This is a genomic window from Acetobacter suratthaniensis, from assembly GCF_017377745.1.
In the GTDB taxonomy this organism is placed as follows: domain Bacteria; phylum Pseudomonadota; class Alphaproteobacteria; order Acetobacterales; family Acetobacteraceae; genus Acetobacter; species Acetobacter suratthaniensis.
In genome coordinates this window covers 710614-732051 of the sequence record NZ_JAFVMG010000001.1, presented here as the reverse complement: position 1 = coordinate 732051, position 21438 = coordinate 710614, and the positions used below count along the sequence as shown (strand labels likewise).

At 58.2% G+C, this 21438-nt stretch carries 18 protein-coding genes and 1 tRNA gene; 14 read left to right on the top strand and 5 right to left on the bottom strand.

All coding sequences use genetic code 11. The features are described from left to right. Positions 1–453 precede the first annotated feature (453 nt). Positions 454–1881: an outer membrane beta-barrel protein gene (locus tag J2D75_RS03445; protein ID WP_408736733.1), complete on the top strand. Its 1428-nt coding sequence runs from the start codon at positions 454–456 to the stop codon at positions 1879–1881. A gap of 119 nt (positions 1882–2000) precedes the next feature. On the opposite strand, the gene J2D75_RS03440 is transcribed toward J2D75_RS03445, so the two are convergent. Both J2D75_RS03440 and J2D75_RS03435 read right to left on the bottom strand, forming a co-directional pair. Next, positions 2001–3806: an ABC-F family ATP-binding cassette domain-containing protein gene (locus tag J2D75_RS03440; protein WP_207852676.1), complete on the bottom strand. Its 1806-nt coding sequence runs from the start codon at positions 3804–3806 to the stop codon at positions 2001–2003. Between the two features lie 60 nt (positions 3807–3866). Next, positions 3867–4616, bottom strand: coding sequence for a PhyR family response regulator anti-anti-sigma factor (locus tag J2D75_RS03435; protein WP_207852674.1), 750 nt, complete (start codon positions 4614–4616; stop codon positions 3867–3869). A gap of 150 nt (positions 4617–4766) precedes the next feature. Between J2D75_RS03435 and J2D75_RS03430 the strand changes: the two genes are divergently transcribed. From J2D75_RS03430 to thiL, 10 genes are all read left to right on the top strand, one after another. After that, positions 4767–5261, top strand: a complete 495-nt coding sequence (locus J2D75_RS03430) for a sigma-70 family RNA polymerase sigma factor (RefSeq protein WP_207852673.1) — start codon at positions 4767–4769, stop codon at positions 5259–5261. Positions 5262–5363: 102 nt separating this feature from the next. Beyond that, positions 5364–5990 carry a sigma-70 family RNA polymerase sigma factor gene (locus J2D75_RS03425; RefSeq protein WP_207852671.1) on the top strand — a complete coding sequence of 209 codons (627 nt, stop codon included), beginning with the start codon at positions 5364–5366 and terminating at the stop codon, positions 5988–5990. Between the two features lie 121 nt (positions 5991–6111). Next, positions 6112–6279 (top strand): hypothetical protein, encoded by a 168-nt coding sequence (locus J2D75_RS03420; RefSeq protein WP_207852669.1) that lies wholly within the window; start codon positions 6112–6114, stop codon positions 6277–6279. Positions 6280–6381: 102 nt separating this feature from the next. Beyond that, positions 6382–8073 (top strand): histidine kinase dimerization/phosphoacceptor domain -containing protein, encoded by a 1692-nt coding sequence (locus tag J2D75_RS03415; protein WP_207852909.1) that lies wholly within the window; start codon positions 6382–6384, stop codon positions 8071–8073. Positions 8074–8163: 90 nt separating this feature from the next. Beyond that, positions 8164–9891: a thiol reductant ABC exporter subunit CydD gene (gene cydD, locus J2D75_RS03410; protein WP_207852667.1), complete on the top strand. Its 1728-nt coding sequence runs from the start codon at positions 8164–8166 to the stop codon at positions 9889–9891. Continuing rightward, entirely contained in the window at positions 9888–11585 is a 1698-nt protein-coding gene (gene cydC / locus J2D75_RS03405; RefSeq protein ID WP_207852665.1) for a thiol reductant ABC exporter subunit CydC, read from the top strand. The genes cydD and cydC overlap by 4 nt, the downstream gene beginning before the upstream one ends. Before the next feature lie 6 nt (positions 11586–11591). Continuing rightward, entirely contained in the window at positions 11592–13487 is a 1896-nt protein-coding gene (recQ, locus tag J2D75_RS03400; protein WP_207852663.1) for a DNA helicase RecQ, read from the top strand. Positions 13488–13601: 114 nt separating this feature from the next. After that, entirely contained in the window at positions 13602–14078 is a 477-nt protein-coding gene (gene nrdR / locus J2D75_RS03395) for a transcriptional regulator NrdR (RefSeq protein ID WP_207852661.1), read from the top strand. Between the two features lie 52 nt (positions 14079–14130). Further along, on the top strand, positions 14131–14655 hold the full coding sequence (gene nusB, locus J2D75_RS03390) for a transcription antitermination factor NusB (protein ID WP_207852659.1): 525 nt from the start codon (positions 14131–14133) through the stop codon (positions 14653–14655). Then, positions 14624–15622 (top strand): thiamine-phosphate kinase, encoded by a 999-nt coding sequence (gene thiL, locus J2D75_RS03385; RefSeq protein ID WP_207852657.1) that lies wholly within the window; start codon positions 14624–14626, stop codon positions 15620–15622. The genes nusB and thiL overlap by 32 nt, the downstream gene beginning before the upstream one ends. A gap of 33 nt (positions 15623–15655) precedes the next feature. Here thiL and J2D75_RS03380 read toward each other — a convergent pair whose 3' ends face one another. Further along, a complete protein-coding gene (locus J2D75_RS03380; RefSeq protein WP_207852655.1) occupies positions 15656–16801 on the bottom strand; it encodes a GNAT family N-acetyltransferase in 1146 nt (381 codons plus the stop codon). Positions 16802–16875: 74 nt separating this feature from the next. Between J2D75_RS03380 and J2D75_RS03375 the strand changes: the two genes are divergently transcribed. Continuing rightward, positions 16876–17676, top strand: a complete 801-nt coding sequence (locus tag J2D75_RS03375; protein WP_243428405.1) for an SDR family NAD(P)-dependent oxidoreductase — start codon at positions 16876–16878, stop codon at positions 17674–17676. Between the two features lie 24 nt (positions 17677–17700). Here J2D75_RS03375 and J2D75_RS03370 read toward each other — a convergent pair whose 3' ends face one another. Continuing rightward, the gene (locus J2D75_RS03370) at positions 17701–18609 is read right to left on the bottom strand and encodes an AraC family transcriptional regulator (protein ID WP_207852653.1); all 909 of its coding nucleotides are present in this window, start codon (positions 18607–18609) and stop codon (positions 17701–17703) included. A gap of 238 nt (positions 18610–18847) precedes the next feature. Here J2D75_RS03370 and J2D75_RS03365 point away from each other — a divergent pair, with 238 nt between their 5' ends. Further along, entirely contained in the window at positions 18848–20236 is a 1389-nt protein-coding gene (locus J2D75_RS03365; protein WP_207852651.1) for an NAD-dependent succinate-semialdehyde dehydrogenase, read from the top strand. Between the two features lie 194 nt (positions 20237–20430). On the opposite strand, the gene J2D75_RS03360 is transcribed toward J2D75_RS03365, so the two are convergent. After that, a tRNA-Cys gene (locus J2D75_RS03360) sits at positions 20431–20504 on the bottom strand. A 148-nt stretch (positions 20505–20652) separates the two neighbouring features. Between J2D75_RS03360 and J2D75_RS03355 the strand changes: the two genes are divergently transcribed. Beyond that, positions 20653–21354 carry a protein-L-isoaspartate O-methyltransferase family protein gene (locus tag J2D75_RS03355; protein WP_207852649.1) on the top strand — a complete coding sequence of 234 codons (702 nt, stop codon included), beginning with the start codon at positions 20653–20655 and terminating at the stop codon, positions 21352–21354. Positions 21355–21438 lie beyond the last annotated feature (84 nt).

Genomic DNA, 21438 nt, shown 5'->3' with positions numbered 1-21438 from the left:
ATGCGACATAATGGTCGCATGTCGCAGCAAGTGCGATCAGCCGGGCAAAACATGAGAGAAAACCAAGGATTTCTGCCAAACAGCACTATTGTCATCGCGCGACCAAGAGAGAACCTTCTCGTTTCGTGATAAATTTACAACAACACGAAAAATAGCAGCCGATTTTTAGTCGTCCGATTAAAAAAACACCGAAAACCACGGTTTTCCCTCATTTCGACTGGCATCTTTGTGTTGCTGTTCCGAAACAAAACCGCTAGCGTTCAATTATCGGAGCACCCGAGCCAAATCTTGGAGAGAACCCCATTATTTGTTGAGAGAAGATTTTCTTTCAGCCTTTACGGGGCAACGCCAAAGCAAGGCAGAAGGTTCCTGGCCACACTCTGAAACCGGGAAAGGTTGATAAACGTGCATAAAGTTGTGAAGCAACAACGGAAACTGAAGCTGGCTCTTTGTATTGGCAGTCTGTTTACAGCCGTGCCATCCGCTGTCTTCGCGCAGATTCCCGATCAGCCTCTGAACGACGCTGAGCGCCCCATGGTGTCTCTCGCGCCGGCAGAACAGGACAAGATTGTGGAAGAGAAGGCTCAGACGGGCAACATCTTCAAGCGCAAGCCGGGTGCAAAGCACTCCTACTGGGACAACCTTGAAGGCCATTTGACAGTCGAAGCCGGTGTCACGGGCAACCCTTGGACCAGTTCAGGCCGCAACTTCGGGCAGTTCTATGCCGATCGCGCCAATACCGTAACCATGAACCAGATCATGGGATCTCTCTCCCACCCGGTGGAAGAGATCGGTCATGGCTATGGCATCGGTTTTGTGTTTGAAAGCATGTATGGTTCGGACGGTCGCTTCGATCCGACAATCGGCATGGCTTCGGGTGCGCTCAACGGCCTGTACCAGTGGGTGCCCACTCAGGCGCATATCGACTTCAAGCTGCCCTGGATTTTCAAAAACGGCATTGATGTCCAGATTGGTCAGATGTACGGCCTGATGGGCTCTGAAGGCACAGGCGCACTGACACGGCCCTTCTATACCTTCAACTATGCATCTGATTACATCGTACCGTTCGAAACGATCGGTATCGTTGCGACCATGCACCTGACCGACCACATGGACTGGATTTTGGGCATTGATGCCGGTAACTCCACGTCCTTTGGCCAGTCCGGCAACAACAACCGTCCCAAGGGTTACTTCGGCTTTGCCTGGAACAACCTGATGGATGGCAAGCTGAACATGCATATCATCGGTCACTTCGGGCCGCAGCAAAACAACAGCCTTGCGAAATATTCTCCCAGCTGTGGTGGCAACTCGGGCAATCTCGGCGTTATCCCAAGCTGCACCGTCAGCGCGGGGCTTGGTCCCGATGCGAATGGTTTGATGCAGTATAATGCAGACTTCCTGGCATCATATAAAATCAACGACAAAATGACCGTCACTGTTGATGGCACTTACCTGCATGATGATGCCTTGCGGGATGACGTTTATGGCGTCACCACTTACTTCGCTTATGACCTGAATCCGAACCTGACTTTCAATGCTCGTGGCGAAATTCTCCGTGACAATACGGGCGGCACGATTGTTGAATATTCGAGCTTCACCTCCTTCACACGAGCAATCTCGAACCAGCCTTATCCTTACTACGGCGCTGCACCGACAACATATGGCGAACTGACTGTGGGAGCGACCTATCGCCCCGACTTCATCAACCGTCACGTCTCGTTTGGTCAGTTCACATTCCGGCCGGAAATCCGTCTGGACAAGTCGCTCAATGGCACCCACCCGTTCAACCAGGCTCCGAGCGGTGGTTTCCAGCAGGGCGTTGTCAACAACGGTATGGATAACATGCTGTGGTTCAACGCCGATGCGATCTGGAACTTCTGATCAGGTCTCTCTGATCTGACGCCAGATAAAGTAATAAAGCCCGCTCCGGGAAACCGGAGCGGGCTTTATACTTTCCGCGCAGGGAACAAAAGGGCAGGGGTAATCCCTGCCCAAAAATGTCAGTCAGCCTGTAGGGCTTCGCGCTTCATTTCCAGTTCCAGCCAGCGCTCCTCACAATCCGCAAGCGAAGCTTCAGCCCCCTGCAACGCGGCGGTATATTGTTCAAAACGGGCAGGGTCGCGGCTATAGAGTGTTGCATCCTGTAGCTTCTCGCGCAGGTCCACAATCCGCCCTTCAAGCTGCGCCATTTCTTCCGGCAAGCGGTCCAGTGCGTACTGATCTTTATAACTCAGTTTTTTCGCGGCACTCCGTGAGGGCGCTCCCCCTTTAGGGCTGGCTACCGGTGCCACAACCGCTTCTGCTGTCAGGGGCTTCTGCTGCCGCTGCACAAGCATATCGCTGTAACCGCCAGCGTATTCGATCCATTCGCCGCCCCCTTCTGTCGCCACCACAGATGTCGCGACCCGATCAAGAAAGTCGCGATCATGGCTGACCAGCAGAACAGTGCCTTCGTAGGTGGACAACATATCCTGAAGGATATCGAGTGTTTCAAGATCGAGATCATTCGTTGGCTCATCCAGCACCAACAGACTGGAGGGCTTGGCCAGCGCACAAGCCAGCATAAGTCGGCCGCGCTCCCCACCCGAAAGAGCGCCGACTGGCGTGCGGGCCTGCTCTGGGCGGAACAGGAAGTCTTTCATATACCCGATGACATGCCGCTTTTCAGAGCCGACCTGCACCATGTCGCCACCGCCCTCAGTCAGCGTATCTGCCAGAGTGCGTGACGGGTCGAGCGCTCGGCGCTGCTGGTCGAGTGTCACCATTTCAAGCGATGGCCCGCGCATAATTTTTCCGCTATCGGGTTCTTCCTGCCCGGTCAGCAGGCGCAGCAGGGTTGTTTTTCCAGCGCCATTCGCCCCCACAATACCCAGCCGGTCGCCTCGGAGCACACGCAGGTCAAGATTGCGAACGACCTGTTTCTCGCCCCACGTCTTGTTAACTTCCTCAGCGACAGCCACAAGCTTGCTTGATGGGCCTGCCATCTGTGCGTTGAGCGTAATAGTGCCCGCTGCCCGCACGGTTTCACGCCGTGTCGCACGCAGGCCAGCCAGTTCGCGTACGCGCCGGACATTGCGCTTGCGTCGGGCGGTCACACCATAGCGCATCCAGTCTTCTTCACGCGCGATTTGCCGGTTGAGCTTGTGAGCATCACGCTCCTCCTGCTCCAGCAACTCCTCACGCCATGCTTCAAAACGGGCGAAGCCCTCATCCAGCCTGCGGCTGATACCGCGATCAAGCCAGATAACCGACCGCGATAGCGTGGCCAGCAGACGACGGTCATGACTGATGATAACCAGGGCCGTACCGAGTTCCAACAACTCACGCTCGAGCCATTCGATGCTGGGCATATCCAGATGGTTGGTTGGTTCATCCAGCAGCAGTACATCCGGAGCGGCAGCCAGCACCCCTGCAATAGCGCAACGGCGCACCTCACCACCCGAAAGGGTAGAGGTATTTTCCTGTCCGCTCAGCCCCAATGCCCCCAACATGGCCGTAGCCCGCCACTCCTGCTGAGGGTCGGCAATCTGCGCAAGCACATAATCAAGCGTCGTTGGGTGAGTGCTCAGGTCTGGTTCTTGTGGCAGGTAGCTGAGACGAGCCCCCGGTTGCAGGAACACCACACCTGAATCAGGCTGGATCTGCCCCGCGGCTATTTTAAGCAAGGTGGATTTGCCAGACCCGTTCCGCCCGACAAGACACAGCCTTTCACCCCGCCCGACGGCAAAGCCAGCTCCAGCAAGCAACGGCTTGCCGCCAAGGGTAAGGGAGATGTCCTGCAAGGACAGAAGAGGGGGTGCCGCCATGAAAGTATCGCCTGCCGGTAACGGGTTCTGTGACTACAAACCCGCCCGGCACCTGATGTTTCAGGCCTGGGTCAGGCTCGCACTGCTTACGGCCTGATAGGTCGCCACGGCAAGGGTCAGCGGATCAAAAGGCTTTGTTATGACAAAGCAGGGCTCCATGGTCTCGCCGGTCAGCAGACGCTCAGGATAGGCTGTTACATATATGACCGGCACTTCAAAACCGGTGGTAATTTCCATGACAGCAGCCATACCATCACCGCCGGGGCCGAGGTTGATATCAGCCAGAACCAGACCCGGTCGGGTCTTAAGAGCAATCTGCACCGCATCGGCCTGCGTGTGTGCAACACCAGCAACCTTATGCCCGCATTGCAGGACAAGCTGTTCGATATCCATGGCGATAATCGGCTCATCCTCGATAATCAGCACGGATGTCTGCACCCCTTTGTGCAGTTGGGCCTGAGCCTCATCCAGTTCGGCCCGAGCCGTGTCTGAAGAAATTTCCAACACCTGTGCTGCCACATCCACCGCAACTTCTTCCAGCGTAGTCAGAAGCAACAACTGGCGCTGACGTAAGGAAAGCGCGCTGGCATAGGGCGCCCGGGCGTGGGAGGCGGGCTCATATTGCCGTGAAATTGCCCAATAAAGCTGCTGCAGGGGGGAAAGCCCATCCATAGGCCGCTGCAGGGACAACCCGCGCAGGCTTTCCGCTACCAGCAGATCTCCTGCTGGCTGGCTACCCGTTAGCGCCCGCGCATAACGTCTGCCATAAGGGAGGGCCTGAATCAGGCCGTCTCGTAGCGACTCTGACATGGCGATTCTCCTGCTGCAAAGGGTCAAGACATTTATATTCGTTGACGCAATGATGACACGGCAAGCACTCTGCTGAAAGAGGTATCCGCTCTGACACATGACACCAACCCGCCATTTCCGCTGTCTTCACAGGCATTTCGGGCCGAACTTATGGCTCTTGTGCCTGCTTTGCGGGGCTTTGCACGCTTTTGCGCGCGCGATCCCGCTTTGGCGGACGATCTGGTGCAGGAAACGGTTTTGCGCGCCCTGTCGAACATGCACAGCTTCCAGCCCGGGCCTGACAGCAATATGCGGGGCTGGTGCTTCACGATCCTGCGTAACCTTTTTCTCCAACAGGTCCGGCGCGGAAAAAAAGAAACTGCGCTCCTTCAACATTATGCCCATGACGCCAACACGGCCACTCATGATGAAGGCGGACAGGCGGACAGCCTGAACGAACTCGAACAGCTTTTATGGCAACTCTCCCCCCTGTTGCGCGAGGCTCTGGTTCTGATTGGCGCACAGGAAATGACATACGCGCAGGCCGCAGCCATATGTGGTGTTGGAATCGGCACAATGAAAGCCCGCGTTTCGCGCGCACGGGCCACGCTACGCACCCTGCTGGATGAAACGCGACCGGGACAGGATAAAACGCTTACGGAGTAAGGAGGTGCGCCTCCGTTCAAAATATTTTTTTGCCGCATGTAACCTTTGCGCCGTGCCGGGCATTTCTTTTCCAGAAGGAACGAAATTCCGGAGAACACAACAATGTCGGATACCTTTCACGACCAGATCGTTAATATTCTGCCAAAGCTGCGCGTGCAGGCTCTGGCACTAACCCGCAACCGCGCCATGGCTGAAGATTTGGTGCAGGACGCTGTCTGCAATGCGCTTTCCGCACAGGCGAGCTTCATTCCCGGCACGAATTTTGGTGCATGGATGCACCGTATTCTCAGAAACCGCTTTATTTCAGACCTGCGCAAAAAGCGCGAAACAACCGATATTGATGATACGCCCCAGTCCCTGCTGGCCGTTGGTGCCCGGCATGATGACCGCCTGGCCCTGCAGGAGCTTGATGCCGCTCTGGCCCGGCTGCCTGATGACCAGCGCGAAGCGCTGGTGCTGGGCGTGCTGGAAGGCATGAGCTATCAGGAACTGGCCGAAATTTCGGGCTGCGCCGTAGGTACTGCCAAAAGCCGAGTGTTTCGCGCACGCCGCCAGCTTGAAACATGGCTGACAGCGGATTCGCCTGCTACGGGTCGACGTGAAAATGTGAAAAATATGGCGGGAAAAGGACTTCCTCGCGAAAAAAAATGCCTCAGCCCCGTGCGAAACGGACTGAAGCATGGCACACTTGAACAAAGCAGAACCGGCGCTGTAGCGGCGGGGATCTAACACCATGGCCAGAGCAGGGCTCCAAACCAGAGAAGTTGTGGCATTCTGCGCCCCGGGGGCGGGGTGGGGCAATTCGGCACCACCGGAAGAGCACAGGCTGGAGTTCAGGTTGAGAACACGCATGACAGACACGCCTCCCGCCCGAAAAACAAAAAAAAAGCAGGGCGATCAGGCCTTTGATGTCTGGCTCAAGCGTGGCCTGCACCAATTGTTTGATGATGTTGTGAATGAACCCATGCCGGAAGAACTGCTTCGCCTTATTCAGGAAGATCGCGAAAAGCAGGACTGAGGGTCTTTGAAATTTTTTCTATGCCTGTTCGTCGTCATCAGGCACTTCATGCAAAGTATGCTGGCGATGCCCGGACGGTTTTTTAGCACCACAAGCGCACGCATGCGCATGCTGATCTGTCTTTCCGCTATCCCGGTCATGGTTATCGCCTCCACGCTGGCGCTCCGTAATTACCGCGAACTCATGACCGGTAGTGCCCAGAGAGCTGTCGATGCCATTCAAAATCTGGATCAGCAGTTCCTGCATGATACAGACAGGCTACGCAGCGCACTGGAAACCATCGGCAACATGGATCTGACCCCCGATCAGATCGTGCATGCTCTGAAACTGGCCGAAACCATCAGCGGTCAGCGTTACTGCTCTCTTTCCATTCTGGATGAAGGCGGCAAGGTCATCGCCGCTGTAGCACCGCAGGGGCCGTCCTGCGCGGATGTCGGGCAACTTGCCCCACCGGGCACGGTACATGGCACCCTGCTTGAAGCCGTACAGAAAAGCGGCAACACGGAAGATAACGGCGCTTTTCTGCGGATTACTGTGCCCGCACAGTTTCTCGATGTGCCGGAATCTCATGGCTATCTGATGGGCATTATCCAGATTTCGCGCCCCAGCACCTATCTACGCAACAGTTCGGGGTGGGAGGTTTTCTCTGACAATGCCAACCCCGTACAGGCATGGCTGCTCATGCATAACGGGGAGCTGACGCCAGTCTGCACAGACTGTCGATGGGAAACACCACCACCCGATCTCGTCAGAACATTGCAGGAACAGCTCGAGATCAAGGGCCACGGCACGGTTTCCCTGTCCTCTCCCCAAGGGGGGTATGCGCTCGGCCCCATTGCCGGTGGGGCTGATATCCTGATCGCGACCCAGAGAACCCCTCTGGAAAAAGAAGCCCTGCGCAACATGGTATTCCAGATTGCAGCCATTCTGTTTGCTCTGGCTGCCGGTCTGGTCGGGGTTACTCTGGCAGCCAATATCGTGCTCGTCTGGCCGCTACGCAGGCTCACCTATTCTGTGCAGAAATGGCAGATGGAGGGAGTGTTTGATGCCCGCATAACCCGCAGCATGCCGCTTGAACTGCAAAGGCTTGGGCAGGCTTTCACCAGAGCAACGCGCAGGCTTTCCCGGCAGGAAAACCGCCTGAAGAAAGCCGTCGCGCATCAGGCGTTGCTGATGAAAGAAATCCACCACCGCGTCAAAAACAACCTTCAGATTGTTGCATCGCTGCTGAATTTGCAGGCCAACCAGATATCCAACCCCGAAGCGCGCGCGGAATTCGCCCTTGCGCGTGACCGAATTCGCGCTCTGGCTACGCTACACCGCACTCTTTACGCGGAAGATACGCTCACCAGCCTGAACATGGCGGTTTTTCTGAAGGAACTGTGTGAGCAGACCCTCCATATCGCAGGCGCGTATGAGGAAGGGCGGGTCACGCTCGATATCGCCTGTGATAATTTCTGGATGGACCCGGATCAGGCCGTTCCGCTGGCGCTCATTGTCACGGAACTGGTGACAAATGCCATAAAATACGCCTTCCCCGACAAGCGGCGCGGCACCATCACCATGCGCCTGCACCGTGATGAGCATCAAGTCACCCTCTATATAGGTGACGATGGCGTGGGTTTTGACCTGAATGAGGAATCTCGCTCTCAGGGGATTGGCCTGCGGTTGATCCAAGGGTTTGTGCGCCAGTTGCGTGGCGTCATGGATTATTCCGGCCGTGATGGCGTTCAGTTTACCCTGACCATCCCGATGAAAGAGGATGATAACGCCGCCGAGCATGACAGACCGTAGAGCCTGATCGTCTCTTTCATACCCCCTTTGCACCAGTTTATGACATTACGGACTGGTGAGGGCATATCGAGGGCGATATAAAGGCGGCCCATGAGTACTGAAAAAGCAGCATTACGCGGCTGGACACGCGCGCAGACACGGCTGGGCAAGGCTGCGGCGCGCCCCGTCGTCTGTTACGGGCTGCTCTCCAGCCTTACAGGCATTGGCCAAATCTGGTGTGTGGCTGTCATTCTGGCCCACGCCCTGACAGGCTGGCGCACAGGTGCGGCCACAGGGGCTTTCCCTGTCTGGCCTTTTGTCCTGTTTCCCGCTCTTGCCCTGACAAGAGCGCTCCTGACGATTCGAATGGACATCAGCGCCGCGCGTGCTGGCATAATAGCCCGCCGCCGCCTACGCGCCTCTGTTCTGGCCTCAGTGCTCACAGGTGGCCCGGCTCTTTTACGCCGCACGTCCAGCGGGGCTTTGGCCATGACCGTGGTTGACCGCATTGAAGCGCTGGACGGCTTCTTCGGTCACTGGATCCCGGCCTCCACATTATGGATTGCAACGCCTCTCGCCATTCTCGTGCCTGTCGGGCTCGTACAACCCCGTGCCGCCCTTGTGCTTGGCCTATGCGGGCTTGTTGTCCCGGTCGGGCAGGCTCTATTCGGCATTGGAGCCGCCGTGGCTTCACGCAATCAGTTTCTGGCCATGACGCGCCTCCAATCCCGTTTTCTTGACCGTGTTCGCGGCATTGCCACAATCGTACTGGCTGGCCGGGCGGAGGATGAAACCCGCAAGCTAGCGCAGGCTGCCGAGGAACTACGTGTCCGCACCATGAAAGTGCTGCGGGTTGCTTTCCTGTCCTCAGCCACGATCGACTGCGCCATGGTCACAGCCCTTATCCTGCTGGCTATCATGGAAGGCAGAATTGCCCTGAGCATGCAGGCACAGGGCTTTGCTCCGGGCTTTGAGCACAGCGTAACCGCCGGACTATTCGCGCTACTGGTGGTGCCGGAGTTCTTTGCCCCGTTGCGCGCGCTGGCGCTGGCCTATCAGGATCGCGCCCACGCCCAAGGTGCCGCATCCGCCATTCTTGACCTGCCAGAAGCCCGTGCCGTACCCGCGCCCGATGGTGCCCGCACAGTTCAGGCACATGGCATTATGCTGGCGTTTGATAATGTCAGCTTTACATGGGACCCCGCCCGAGGCCCAGCACTCCAGCATATCAGCTTTACTGTTCCGGCAGGAGAAACCCTTGTGCTGGCGGGGGCTTCCGGTTCGGGAAAATCCACCATCATGGAACTGCTGCTGGGCTTTATCGAACCTGATGAAGGCCGCATTTTGCTCAACGGCGCACCGCTGGCTACCATCGTACCGGATGCGCTCTCGCGCATGGTGTCATGGATCGGGCAACGGCCCGTGCTCTTTGCGGGTACCCTGCGCGACAATATTCTGTTCGCCCGGCCTGATGCCGATGAAGAATCTCTGAACGCTGCAATCCGCTCGGCATCGGTCGATACATTCCTCAAAGACCTGCCCGATGGACTTGAAACGCGCATAGGGGAGGGCGGTTTCGGCCTGTCTGGCGGTCAGGCCCAGCGGATCGCCATTGCCCGTGCCTATCTGAAAAATACACCTGTCCTGCTGCTCGATGAGCCAACGGCCCATCTTGATCCCGCCACCGAAAAGAACGTGTTTGAAAGCCTGCAGCGTCTGGCTGTCGGTCGTACGGTGGTGCTGGCTACGCATTCCGCCGTGGCGCATCTGTTCAAAGGGCGGCGGATAGACCTGCAGCACGGCCAAATCATTAACAGGCAGGGAGCATCCCGGGCATGAGCGCGGATACAAACAGCGCCCCGCGCACCAGATCGGCCCCACTTTCTGACCGTCAGGCCATCCTGAGCATTTTTCACCTCTGGCGCGGCCAGTCCATACGCCTGCTGATCGGCTGTGGCCTTGCCCTTATGGGCCTGCTATGCGCCCTGCTGCTCATGCGCGCATCGGGCCTGCGGTTGGCCGGTTGTGTGCTGGGTGAGCTGGTGGTCACCACAGTTTTGCTAAAATGGGTGGGTGCCGGGCGCGTGATCCTGCGCTATTCCGAACGGCTTTTTGCCCATGACGCCATGTTTCGCGCCCTTGCTGCGCTGCGCGTCTGGTTTTTCCGCTCTCTGGCGCGCGGAGCGGCTGCGGGGCTTGGGTTCCGACGCGCTGGCGACATGCTTTCTCGCCTTGTCTCTGATATTGGCACACTCGACGGACTTTATCTGCGGATTGTCATCCCATTTACCTGCGCCTGCCTGACACTTCCTGTGCTTGTTGTCATGATTGGCGGCAGCAGCCCCGCTCTTGCTAGCGTTATTGGCGTTCTATTTGCTTTCTGTGCCTTTGTCGTACCGTGGGCTGTCGCCCGTAGCGGGCGAGAGGGAGCGGCGCGCCTGACCCATGATCTGGCTCATTTGCGCATATCGGTTCTGGATCTGGTTTCCGGCCTGCGTGAAATTCGGGCCTTTGGCGCGGAAGGGCGTATGCTCGCCCATGTGCAGGCGGCTGATTCTTCCCTGCTCAAAAGCCAGATGGTGCAGGCCCGCCGTATGGCTTTGGCCAGCGCTGGAGCCTTTATTGCCTCCCAGCTCGCCACATTCCTTATCCTCCTCGCCATTGCGGGCATTATTTTCCCCATTTCTCCGCTCCGTGGGGTGGCTGCACTGTTTCTGACGGTTGCCGCCTTTGAGAGTGCTGCAACCCTGACACGAGCAGGCTTGCAGGCCGGTGCCATGGGAGCGGCCGCCCGCCGTGTTGTCGAAGTTGCAACAACAGCCCCCCCCATGCCTGCGGCGCAGCAACGCAAAAATGTACCACAGGGCACTGACATCCGTTTTGAGGGTATCCGGTTTCGCTGGAATGATGACAGGCCGTGGATTTTTGATGGCCTGACACTCGATATCCCGGCTGGTAGCCGGATTGCCCTGCTGGGGCCGTCCGGGGCAGGCAAGTCCAGTCTGGCTGCTCTGCTCCTGCGTGCCGCCACCCCACAGGCGGGCCATATCACCCTCGGCGGGGTGGATATCAGCCAGATTCACCCCGATGCACTGCGGGCGCAGATGGCATGGCTATCACAAGCCACCCATCTGTTTGATGACACGATCCGCGCCAACCTGTTGCTGGGCAGACCGGACGCATCGGAAGACGATCTCTGGAAAGCACTGGAACAGGCCGCCATTGCCGATGTCGTGCGGAACCTGCCTGAAGGGCTGGATACCTGGCTGGGAGAAGGCGGCCTGCGCCTGTCAGGCGGGCAGGGAAGGCGTATTGCACTCGCCCGTACTCTGCTGACCCGAGCCCCCATTCTGGTGCTGGATGAGCCCGCCACCGGTCTGGATGCCCAGACCGAGCAGGAGTTCCTGACCACGCTCAATGCTGTGACCGTTGGCCGCACAGTAATCCTGATCGCACACAGGCTGACCGGCGTTGAAAAACTCGACAGGATCTGGCGTCTTTCAGGCGGGCTTGCCAAAGCTGCCGTAGCCTAGGCCGGAATGTTGGACGACATCCCCCCTGCTTCAACCGAACCGGTTGACAATTTACCCGATTACTCCGGGCCGTGGCGTGATCGGTTTACCGATAAGACCCCACAGGAAGTTCTGCAGGCCGTTTTTGGTTTTCATGACTTCCGCAGCCTTCAGGCGCAGGCCGTGGACAGCGTCATGCGCGGTCATGACACGCTGGTACTCATGCCTACGGGGGGAGGCAAAAGCGTATGCTACCAGATACCCGCTTTGTGCCGCTCCGGCATGGGGCTGGTGATCTCGCCCCTGATCGCCCTGATGGATGATCAGGTTGCAGCCCTGCGCCAGTTGGGTCTGAAGGCAGCGGCCCTGCATTCCGAGCTTGAAGCCCATGAGGCCTCGCAAATCCGCGCGGACATGGCGACCGGCCGCTTGGATATTCTCTACATCTCGCCCGAACGCCTGCTCTCCTCTGGCACGCTGGACAGGCTGACGCGTATCCCGCTGTCTGTCATTGCTATTGACGAGGCCCATTGCATTTCAGCCTGGGGGCATGAGTTCAGGCCTGAATACCGTGCCCTGACAGCGCTTCCACGGCACTTTCCCGCCGTGCCACGCATTGCCCTGACGGCTACCGCCGATGAGCGGACGCGAGAAGATATTCTGACCGCGCTGGATATGCCGCAGGCCGAAATTCTGGTCTCCAGCTTTCACCGGCCCAACCTGAATATCGCAGCCCTACCCAAAGGCTCCGAGATTAAACAGCTTACGAGCGTGCTGGAACGCCATAGAGACGCAGCAAGCATCGTCTATTGCGGCAGTCGGGCCAGAACGGAGCGGATTGCGGCCTCCCTACAGGAAAAAGGCTGGGCCGCACTGGCCTATCATGCGGGGTTATCACCGCAGGAAAAACGGGCAGCCCTGCTCCGTTTCCGTTCAGGCGAACCGTTGGTTATCGTTGCCACCGTCGCTTTTGGCATGGGCATAGACCGCCCAGATGTAAGGTCTGTCATCCATCTGGACATGCCAGCATCGCCCGAAGCCTATTACCAGCAGATCGGGCGTGCCGGGCGTGATGGCCTGCCATCTGAAACCGTACTGCTTTACGGGGGCGAGGATATGGCCCGCGCCCGCTACTGGCTGGATCAGTCAGCAGCACCTGAGTCTGAAAAACGCATCATGAGCGCGCGGCTTGAAGCCATGATTGCCCTGACCGAAACCACCGGTTGCCGCACACGGGCCTTGCTGCACTGCTTTGGCGAAGAACTGGAACAGCCCTGCGGCCATTGCGACAACTGCCTCCACCCGGTTCTGACTTTCGACGGCACAGAAGCCGCCCGCAAGCTCCTGTCCGCCGTTTACCGGACAGGAGAATGCTTTGGCGCACTGCATGTTATCAGTGTGCTGCGGGGCCGGATGACAGAAGGCGTGCAAAAACATGGACATGACAAGCTCTCGGTCTGGGGCATCGGCCAGAAAGAGAGCGAAACCTACTGGCGCAGCATCACCCGTCAGCTCATTGCCAGAGGGGCGCTGAAAACCGAAGGACGGTTTGGTGGGCTGACCCTCAACCAGCCTGTCGCCCGGCCTATCCTGCGCGGAGAAGAAGCCATCCACCTCAGGGCCGATCCCCTGCGCCCGACAGCCGAACAGAATACCCGGCGCACGGGTGGCGCGGGCGATGGCCCCGAGCTTGAACCGGAAAGCCAGGCCCTGTTCAACGCCCTGCGCAAATGGCGCCGGGAAGAAGCTCAGGAACAGGAAATTCCGCCTTATGTCATTTTCCACGATTCCGTCCTGCGGGACATCGCAATGGAAAAACCGCAGGATCTTGATATGCTGGGCGACATAAAAGGGGTCGGGCGCTCCAAACTCGAACGCTATGGCGAGGCCGTGCTGGACGTCCTTGCCATGCATGGGCTGTAACAGCAGTCCACTATGGACGCATCAGGCCAAACCCCTTATCTGATAGGTTTCTAACGTTTCACGCCTCGTCGGGAAATGCTCTGGGCACCAGCCTAAGGAAAGGGTGTCATCATCATGCGTTGTCCCTTCTGCGGACACCACGACAGTCAGGTTAAAGACAGCCGCCCGAACGAGGAAGGCTCGGCCATCCGGCGCAGGCGGGCCTGCCTTTCCTGCGGGCAGCGTTTCAGCACGGTTGAACGCGTACAGCTTCGCGAACTTGTTATCGTCAAACATGACGGCCGCCGAACTCCGTTCGAACGCGAAAAGCTCGTACGCTCGATCCGCATCGCCCTGCGTAAACGCCCGGTTTCGGAAGAGCAGATCGAACAGATTGTTACCGGCATTGTCCGCCAGCTTGAAGCCAGCGGCGAAACCGAAGTCACGACTGCGCAAGTAGGGGAACTGGCCATGGATGCCCTCAAGGAAGTTGACAGTGTCGGGTATGTCCGCTTCGCCAGCGTTTACAGGGATTTTCGTGAGGCGCGGGATTTCTCGGAAATTCTCAACCTGATGGAAACCCATCCGCAGCATGATGCAGAAAAAAGCTAGACCTTGCGGCATAAAAGCGTCATGAAACGCACCCACGCGGCAGGAGAGACGGATGACAGGATTACAAGATCAACCACGGCTGACACCAGCCAGCAGGCCACGCACCGCCGCGCGGCTGGCGGCTGTACAGGCACTGTTCCAGATTGAACAGAATGGTGATCGTCCCGATAGTGTCATCGAACAGTTTCTGCTGCACCGGTTCGGCACAACGCTTGACGGTTCAAGCTATGATGATGGCTGCATTCCCGAAGCGGATACGCGCCTGTTCAACACGATTGTACGCGATACGGTCTCAGCCCACACCAGCCTGACCCAGACCATCAGCGAAACGCTGCCGGCTACATGGCCTATCGAACGGCTTGACCCCGTCCTGCGCGCCCTGCTGATGGCCGCCATTGCGGAAGCCCGCTCCGGCGATGCCCCCGCAGCAGTGCTGATCAACGAATACATGGATGTTGCGCACGGCTTCTTTTCAGGAGACGAGCCACGCCTGATCAATGGCGTGCTGGATACGGTCTTCAAGCAGATGAACGCGGCAGACGGTCATGACACAACAGCGGACAGCCAGCCTGACTGACCTCCCCGGAGAGTTCAGTTTTATCCGCCGTTGCTTCGCGGGGCTAGCTGGCCCCGCCGCCCTTGATCTGCGCGACGATGCCGCGCTGTTCACCCCACCACAGGGGCGTGAACTGGTCATGGCGGCCGATGCAATGGTCGAAAATGTGCATTTCCTCTCTTCAGACCCACCGGATACGATCGGCGGCAAGCTACTGCGCTGCAACCTGTCGGATCTGGCGGCCATGGGTGCACGGCCTGAAGGCTGGCTGCTGACACTGGCGCGCCCTCCGCACATTACCGATGCGTGGTTTGAAGCATTCAGTCGCGGCCTGAAAGCCGATCAGGAGCGGTTTGGCCTGACCCTCATGGGGGGGGACACCACATCCACAAAAGGACCACTGGTTCTTTCCCTGACCATCATCGGTTCTGTCATTCCGGGGCAGGCCATCCAGCGGCGCGGCGCGCAGGCTGGAGATGGGCTGTGGGTTACGGGCACAATTGGCGATGGCGCCCTCGGCCTACAGGCATTGCTCGGCAAGCTGGCTGATCCCGACGGGGTGCTGGCGCGGCGCTACCATACCCCCGAACCCCGTATTGGCCTGCCGCTTTACGGCTTGGCTTCAGCCGCCATGGATGTTTCTGACGGGCTGGTGCAGGATGCGGGACATCTGGCACGCGAAAACGGGCTGACCGTTACAATCCGGGCGGCGGATGTACCGCTCTCCCATGCTGCACGCGCAACCGGCCAGACATGGCGCGAAACCTGCCTGACTGGTGGGGATGATTACGAAATTCTGATGGCGATTCCGCCCGAGCACGAACCAGCACTCCTTAAGAGCGGCTGCGTGCAGACACCACATGGGCCGGTTACCCTAACCCGCATTGGCGCATTTAGCGCACCAGATCACGGGCAATCAGGCGTTCAGGTTATTGATGAGGAAGGCGTTCCCGTGGCTTTCAGCCGGGGAGGGTGGAGCCACCTTTAGTAGGTGGCTCCGATAGTTCCCGCGACGATCCGTTCAGGCGAGCAGCTTTTCATACATACGATGACGCTTGTACGGCTGCGGCGCAATCCGCTCGATAAGGGCGCGCAGGCCCTCATGGCTTTCCAGCACCCAACCCAGTTCAATCGTACGATAGGGCAGGGCATGACCACGACGCATCAGCTCGTCAATAATCAGAACTGGCAGCATGGCCCGTAGCGCCGTGCCAAGATACTTCTTACGCACGCCCAGCAGCACAACGCGGGCCGACGAGAATTCATGCCGAGCAACACGGGTGGCGAGTTGCAGCCAGCCAAAAGGCGAAGGCGAGCCGCCCAGATCGCCCGCAACATCAAACATGTTGGGCACAACCAGTGCGATAGCCGCAGGCTCTCCATCCACTTCGGCCAGAACATACTGCTCTGAACGCAAAATAGGCTTGAGCGCCTTGAGCAGACCCTGCACTTCACGCTGGGTCAATGGTACGTTGCCCCACGTATCAGACCACGCATCGTTATAGATATCGCGCAGGATTTCGGCATCTTCATTAATATGGTCCATCCGCAGACCACGCATGCGGATATTGCCCATCCGGTCACGCAGGCGCGGGGGGAGCTGGTTGGCCTGCTCCGCCGCCGGGCCGGTTTCCATCCGATAGGACAGAAGATCCATAGCGCGAGCATAGCCCGCCTTTTCCACCGCATCACCCAGCATGGCCGGGTGCCAGGGCGTGCTGATCATGGGAATTTCGTTCTGACCTTCGACCATGATACCGGACTGCCCGTTGCTATTCAGGGTCCACGGCCCACGAATACGCTCGACCTGCCGCGTTTTCAGCCATGCTTCTGCCGCCTGAAGAAGAGGGGCAACACAATCAGGATCAACCGTGTCCAACGCGCCAAAAAAGCCGGTACGCGGGCCGGGCTGACGCAGCACCAGCGCATCGATCTGAGCGGAAATACGCCCGACCGGCACGCCATTGCGCCAAGCCAGAAAATAACAGCCAAAGCCATGATCATAAAACGCCGATTTGCGGGGGGAGAGCAGATCACGCTCTTCCATATCCAGCGGCGGCACGTAACCGGGCAGGCCATCGTAAAGGCGGCGCGGAAGCTTTATAAAGGTCGAAAGCTGACGAGATCCCGAAACAGGAGATACGGTGATCTGAATCGGGGAAGACATTGCCACTCCGTCATCTGCGGGTAAAAACCTCAGGGGTGATGCCTTATTCCGCCTCGATGGGAAAGGAAAAAATATTGAAATCCGATACAACTGCGCCTTATGCCCCCCGTGTTATCCTGATTACCGGTGCCTCTGGCGGCATTGGGGCAGAGCTTGCACACCACTATGCGGCCCCCGGCCGCACGCTGCTTTTATGGGGGCGCAACGGCCAGAAACTGGCTGACCTTGCAGCACAGTGCCGTAGCATGGGGGCGAGCGTTCAAACCCGACAGGTGGATTTGTGTGATGGGCAGGCGGCTTTAAACGCCTATCGCGCGGATGATGCTGCCAGCACACCAGATCTGGTTATTCTGGGAGCCGGTCTTTCCGACATTCAAACCCCGGACACCACAACGGAAGACCCAGAAAAAGTTCTGCAACTGGCTCAGGTCAATTATTCTACGCCTGTCGCTCTGGCTACGGCTGCGGCACAGGGCATGGCGCAGCGTGGGGGCGGGCGTATCGCGCTGTTCGGTTCTGTTGCGGCGTTTTATGAACTGCCTTTCGCGGCTTCGTATAGCAGTTCCAAGTCAGGGCTGGCCTTTTTTGCCAAAGCCGCCGGACTGGGCTGGCGGCAGCATGAGATTGCTGTCACGCTGCTTGCCCCGGGGTTTGTCGATACCCCCATGAGCCAGCGCCTTGAAGGCCCACGGCCTTTCCTTGTGTCCCCCAAAAAAGCAGCCAGGCTTTGCGCCCGTGCGATCGAACGCAAACTTCCTGTCTATGTTTTCCCATGGCCGTTCCGTGTTCTGGAAGTGCTGACACGGCTGGTGCCGCAAAGCCTACGTGAACGTATCCTGCTTGGACTGGCCGTAGGGCAGAAAGACCGGGCCTGAACAGCCACCCCGCTGCGCGCGATATTATCTTGGGTCGCGCGCGCTTTCCTGCGCCTCACGAACATATTGGGCGTCCTGTGCAGGCGGACGACCAAACATACGCCGATACTCGCGACTGAACTGCGAGGGGCTTTCATACCCGACGGCAAAAGCGGCCTCGGCCGCATCAATATGCTCGCTCACCATACGCCGCCGCGCTTCCTGCAAGCGCCGCTGCGTGCGGTATTGTAGCGGGCTCATATTGGTGGCCGCCCTAAAATGCCGGTGAAATGTGGAAAGACTCATACCCGCTATCCCCGCCACACTGGCAATGTCAAAGGGTTCGGAATAATGCTGTGACATCCAGTGTATGGCACGGTTGATCTGCGAAAGTGCGCTGCCAGCGGTTGCGATCTGCTTGAGGGCGCAGCCCTGATCGCCCTGCAAAATACGATACAGCAATTCACGCATGATCATGGGTTTAAGGATGGAAATATCCTCTGGCTGATCCAGAAGGCGCAGCAGGCGCAGCAGCGGGTCGGTAATATTGCTGTTGAGCGGACTGAGCCCCATACCCATGATACAGGCCTGATACGGGTCAACCTGCCTGTCATTAACAACCAGAAGCAGTTCCGCAATCTGGGCCGGGTCAAGCGCCAGACACAGGGCCAGATATGGCATTTCGGGGGTCGCCTGCGTAATACAGCCCGCAACTGGCAGATCGACAGCGGTCACCAGATAATGGCTGGCATCGTAATCGAACACCTTGTCGCGCAACATGACCTGCTGACGCCCCTGCACGATCACGTACACCTGCGGTTCTGAAACAAAGGTCAGCGGCTCGCTTACGGCCTCGGCACTATACAGGGTCAGTTCAGGAATAGCGGTCGCCACCCGATGCTGGTGACAGTGTCGCCGGACAAGAGACTGCAACGCGCCCAGATTATCCATCATGTTCCGCCTACTGTGGCATGGCCTGACAGGCGCCATCCATGCAATTGCCTGAATCGCGCATATCTTCACGCCACAGATACAATAAGGCAACGGCGTGGCGTAAAATCAAACGGATTTTACCACAAAAAACTCTCCTGCGTGACAGGATCAGGCAATAACGGGACAGAATTTGCCATACCGTATCCGGCGTGAGTATCGCATGCTGCCACTACGTTATACCAAGACGGAGCAAAACAGCATGGCTTACGCCACAACAAACCCCTACACAGGCGAAACCCTCAAGGTTTTTCCCGATGCGACCGATCAGGAAGTGCAGGCCGCCCTTGATGGTGCTTATGCCGCGTTTCTGAACTGGCGTGAGACCTCCTTCGCTGAACGCGCGAAGATCATGACGGCAGCAGCCACCATCCTGCGTGACAATCTGGATGACTATGCACGCCTGCTCACCCTCGAAATGGGCAAGCTGCTGACCGAAGCCCGTGCAGAAGTGATCCTGTCGGCTGAAATCTTCGAATACTATGCCGAGCATGCCGAGCGTCTGCTGAAAAGCGAAGCCCTGCCGGTCAAAAACCCCGAAGAAGGCAAGGCCGTGCTGGTGCATGAGCCGCAGGGCATTGTTCTGGCTATCGAGCCATGGAACTTCCCATACTACCAGATCGCCCGTATCATCGCGCCGCAGCTTTCCGCTGGTAATACGGTTCTTCTCAAGCATGCGTCCAACGTGCCGCAGTGCGCTGCCATTTTCGATGACCTGATGAAAAAAGCTGGTCTGCCGGATGGCGCGTTCCGCAACCTCTACCTCGCCCGCCACCATACGGAAACCGTGCTGAACGACCCCCGCGTGTGCGGTGTGGCGCTGACCGGCTCCGAAGGCGCTGGCTCCATCGTTGCGGCAACGGCTGGCAAGGCTCTGAAAAAGGCCACCATGGAACTCGGTGGGGCAGATGCCTTCATCGTTCTGGAAGACGCCGACCTTGAAAAAGCCGTCAAGTGGGCCGTGTTCGGCCGCCACTGGAACGCCGGGCAGGTGTGCGTTTCCGCCAAGCGTCTGATCGTGGCTGACGCCATCTATGATCGCTTTGTGGAACTGTACAAGAAAGGCGTTGCCGAACTGCGTGCAGGTGACCCGCTGTCCCCCGAAACCACGCTGGCACCACTTTCCTCTCAGAAAGCTGCAGACGATCTGCGTAATCAGGTGGAAGAAGCCCGCAAGCTGGGCGCTACGGTTGAAGTTATCGGTGCGCCAGTGCCCGAAAAGGGTTCGTTCTTCCAGCCGCTGCTGGTGACCGGGCTTGAAAACAACGCGGCGCGTCACTGGGAGTTCTTCGGCCCCGTTACCCAGCTTTACCGGGCCAAGAGCGAGGAAGATGCCATCCGAATCGCCAATGATTCGCCCTACGGCCTTGGCGGCTCTGTCTTCACTCGTGATACCGAGCGCGGCGTGGCCGTTGCACGGCGCATCTATACCGGCATGGTGTTCATCAACCATCCCACCATGGTCAAGGCAGACCTGCCGTTCGGCGGCGTGGCCCGCTCCGGGCATGGCCGTGAACTGATCGGACTTGGTATCAAGGAGTTCGTCAATCACAAGCTGATCGACGTTGTGGATATCGACGCACCGTTCTGAGCTTTACGCTCAGAAGGCCGCCCCTCTCCGGGGCGGCCTTTTTTATTACCATCACCCACATGGCGGAAAACCGCGTAGAAATACGGCCACAGAGCGAGTGCGCCTGAGGTGCTGTTACACTTAAGATTTCTGGAAGAATGTTTTATGCACTGTCGTGCCTGCCACTTTGGGCAAAACCATTTTCATGAAGAAAATGGAGGTCCGGGCGGGAATCGAACCCACATACGCGGATTTGCAGTCCGCTACATCACCATTCTGCCACCGGACCATCGGTGCAGTCCGTGCCTTATCCACTGTTCCGCCTGATTGGTCAAGACGTTGTGTTGTGCGTTTTTTTTTCCATTATGTCACATAGTCGTTGATTCATGCCGCCCACCGGGGTTGGATGAAATAGCGAAAACCAGAAGGGGCCGCCCATGACGTTACCCGCCGCCACAAGGATTGACCCAACCGCCAGCACGCAGGAATGGGACGAGGCGCGTAACCTGATGGTGGATGATCAGCTCCGCCCCTCTGAAATCAGCAATCCACGCATTCTCAAAGCCATGCGCCTTTTTGCCCGGGAGGCCTGCGTTCCCCCCGCTCATCAGGCTCTGGCCTATGCCGATGTCAGCTTGCCATTGGGTGAGGGCAGGGTGCTGCTGCAACCGCTGGTTACGGCACGGCTCCTGCAGGCAGCCAATCCGCTACCCGGCCAGCATGCTCTGGTTATCGGGGCAGGCACGGGTTACAGCGCAGCACTTCTGGCATCGCTAGGCCTTACGGTCACAGCCTTGGAATCGGATACTCTCCTTTGCCAACAGGGGCAGCAGGTCTGCGCCGCAACCCCTTCCATTCACTGGATCTGCGGCCCCATGCCGCTAGGGGACGAAAGCCGCGCACCCTATGACCTGATCTATTTCGATGGTGCCGTACCCACTCTGCCAGCATTTTGCCATACGCAGCTTGCCGCTGGTGGCCGTGTGGTCGGGTTGATCCACAAGGCGGGCGATCTGTCTGAACTGTTTGTCGCCACACCGGCACCAGATGGAACAAATGGTTTTATCCTCACCCGTCTTTCAGAAGCCAGATGCCCGCTTCTTCCCGAATTTGTTCCGCCCCGCAGCTTTGCCCTTTAACGGGGTCTCCGCACCAGCGCGTCTGAAACATTGTACGGGAGGGTGACAAGCCCCGCGCTCTCACGGTAAAAGAGCAATAATCCT

What these genes read in the sequence shown, in the direction of transcription:
- J2D75_RS03430 (WP_207852673.1), top strand. Translation starts at nt 4,767, where the DNA reads ATGGCTCTTGTGCCTGCTTTGCGGGGCTTTGCACGCTTTTGCGCGCGC.
- J2D75_RS03425 (WP_207852671.1), top strand. Translation starts at nt 5,364, where the DNA reads ATGTCGGATACCTTTCACGACCAGATCGTTAATATTCTGCCAAAGCTG.
- J2D75_RS03415 (WP_207852909.1), top strand. Translation starts at nt 6,382, where the DNA reads ATGCGCATGCTGATCTGTCTTTCCGCTATCCCGGTCATGGTTATCGCC.
- thiL (WP_207852657.1), top strand. Translation starts at nt 14,624, where the DNA reads ATGACACAACAGCGGACAGCCAGCCTGACTGACCTCCCCGGAGAGTTC.
- J2D75_RS03380 (WP_207852655.1), bottom strand. Translation starts at nt 16,801, where the DNA reads ATGTCTTCCCCGATTCAGATCACCGTATCTCCTGTTTCGGGATCTCGT.
- nusB (WP_207852659.1), top strand. Translation starts at nt 14,131, where the DNA reads ATGACAGGATTACAAGATCAACCACGGCTGACACCAGCCAGCAGGCCA.
- J2D75_RS03420 (WP_207852669.1), top strand. Translation starts at nt 6,112, where the DNA reads ATGACAGACACGCCTCCCGCCCGAAAAACAAAAAAAAAGCAGGGCGAT.
- cydC (WP_207852665.1), top strand. Translation starts at nt 9,888, where the DNA reads ATGAGCGCGGATACAAACAGCGCCCCGCGCACCAGATCGGCCCCACTT.
- J2D75_RS03435 (WP_207852674.1), bottom strand. Translation starts at nt 4,616, where the DNA reads ATGTCAGAGTCGCTACGAGACGGCCTGATTCAGGCCCTCCCTTATGGC.
- J2D75_RS03370 (WP_207852653.1), bottom strand. Translation starts at nt 18,609, where the DNA reads ATGATGGATAATCTGGGCGCGTTGCAGTCTCTTGTCCGGCGACACTGT.
- recQ (WP_207852663.1), top strand. Translation starts at nt 11,592, where the DNA reads ATGTTGGACGACATCCCCCCTGCTTCAACCGAACCGGTTGACAATTTA.
- nrdR (WP_207852661.1), top strand. Translation starts at nt 13,602, where the DNA reads ATGCGTTGTCCCTTCTGCGGACACCACGACAGTCAGGTTAAAGACAGC.
- J2D75_RS03365 (WP_207852651.1), top strand. Translation starts at nt 18,848, where the DNA reads ATGGCTTACGCCACAACAAACCCCTACACAGGCGAAACCCTCAAGGTT.
- J2D75_RS03440 (WP_207852676.1), bottom strand. Translation starts at nt 3,806, where the DNA reads ATGGCGGCACCCCCTCTTCTGTCCTTGCAGGACATCTCCCTTACCCTT.
- cydD (WP_207852667.1), top strand. Translation starts at nt 8,164, where the DNA reads ATGAGTACTGAAAAAGCAGCATTACGCGGCTGGACACGCGCGCAGACA.
- J2D75_RS03355 (WP_207852649.1), top strand. Translation starts at nt 20,653, where the DNA reads ATGACGTTACCCGCCGCCACAAGGATTGACCCAACCGCCAGCACGCAG.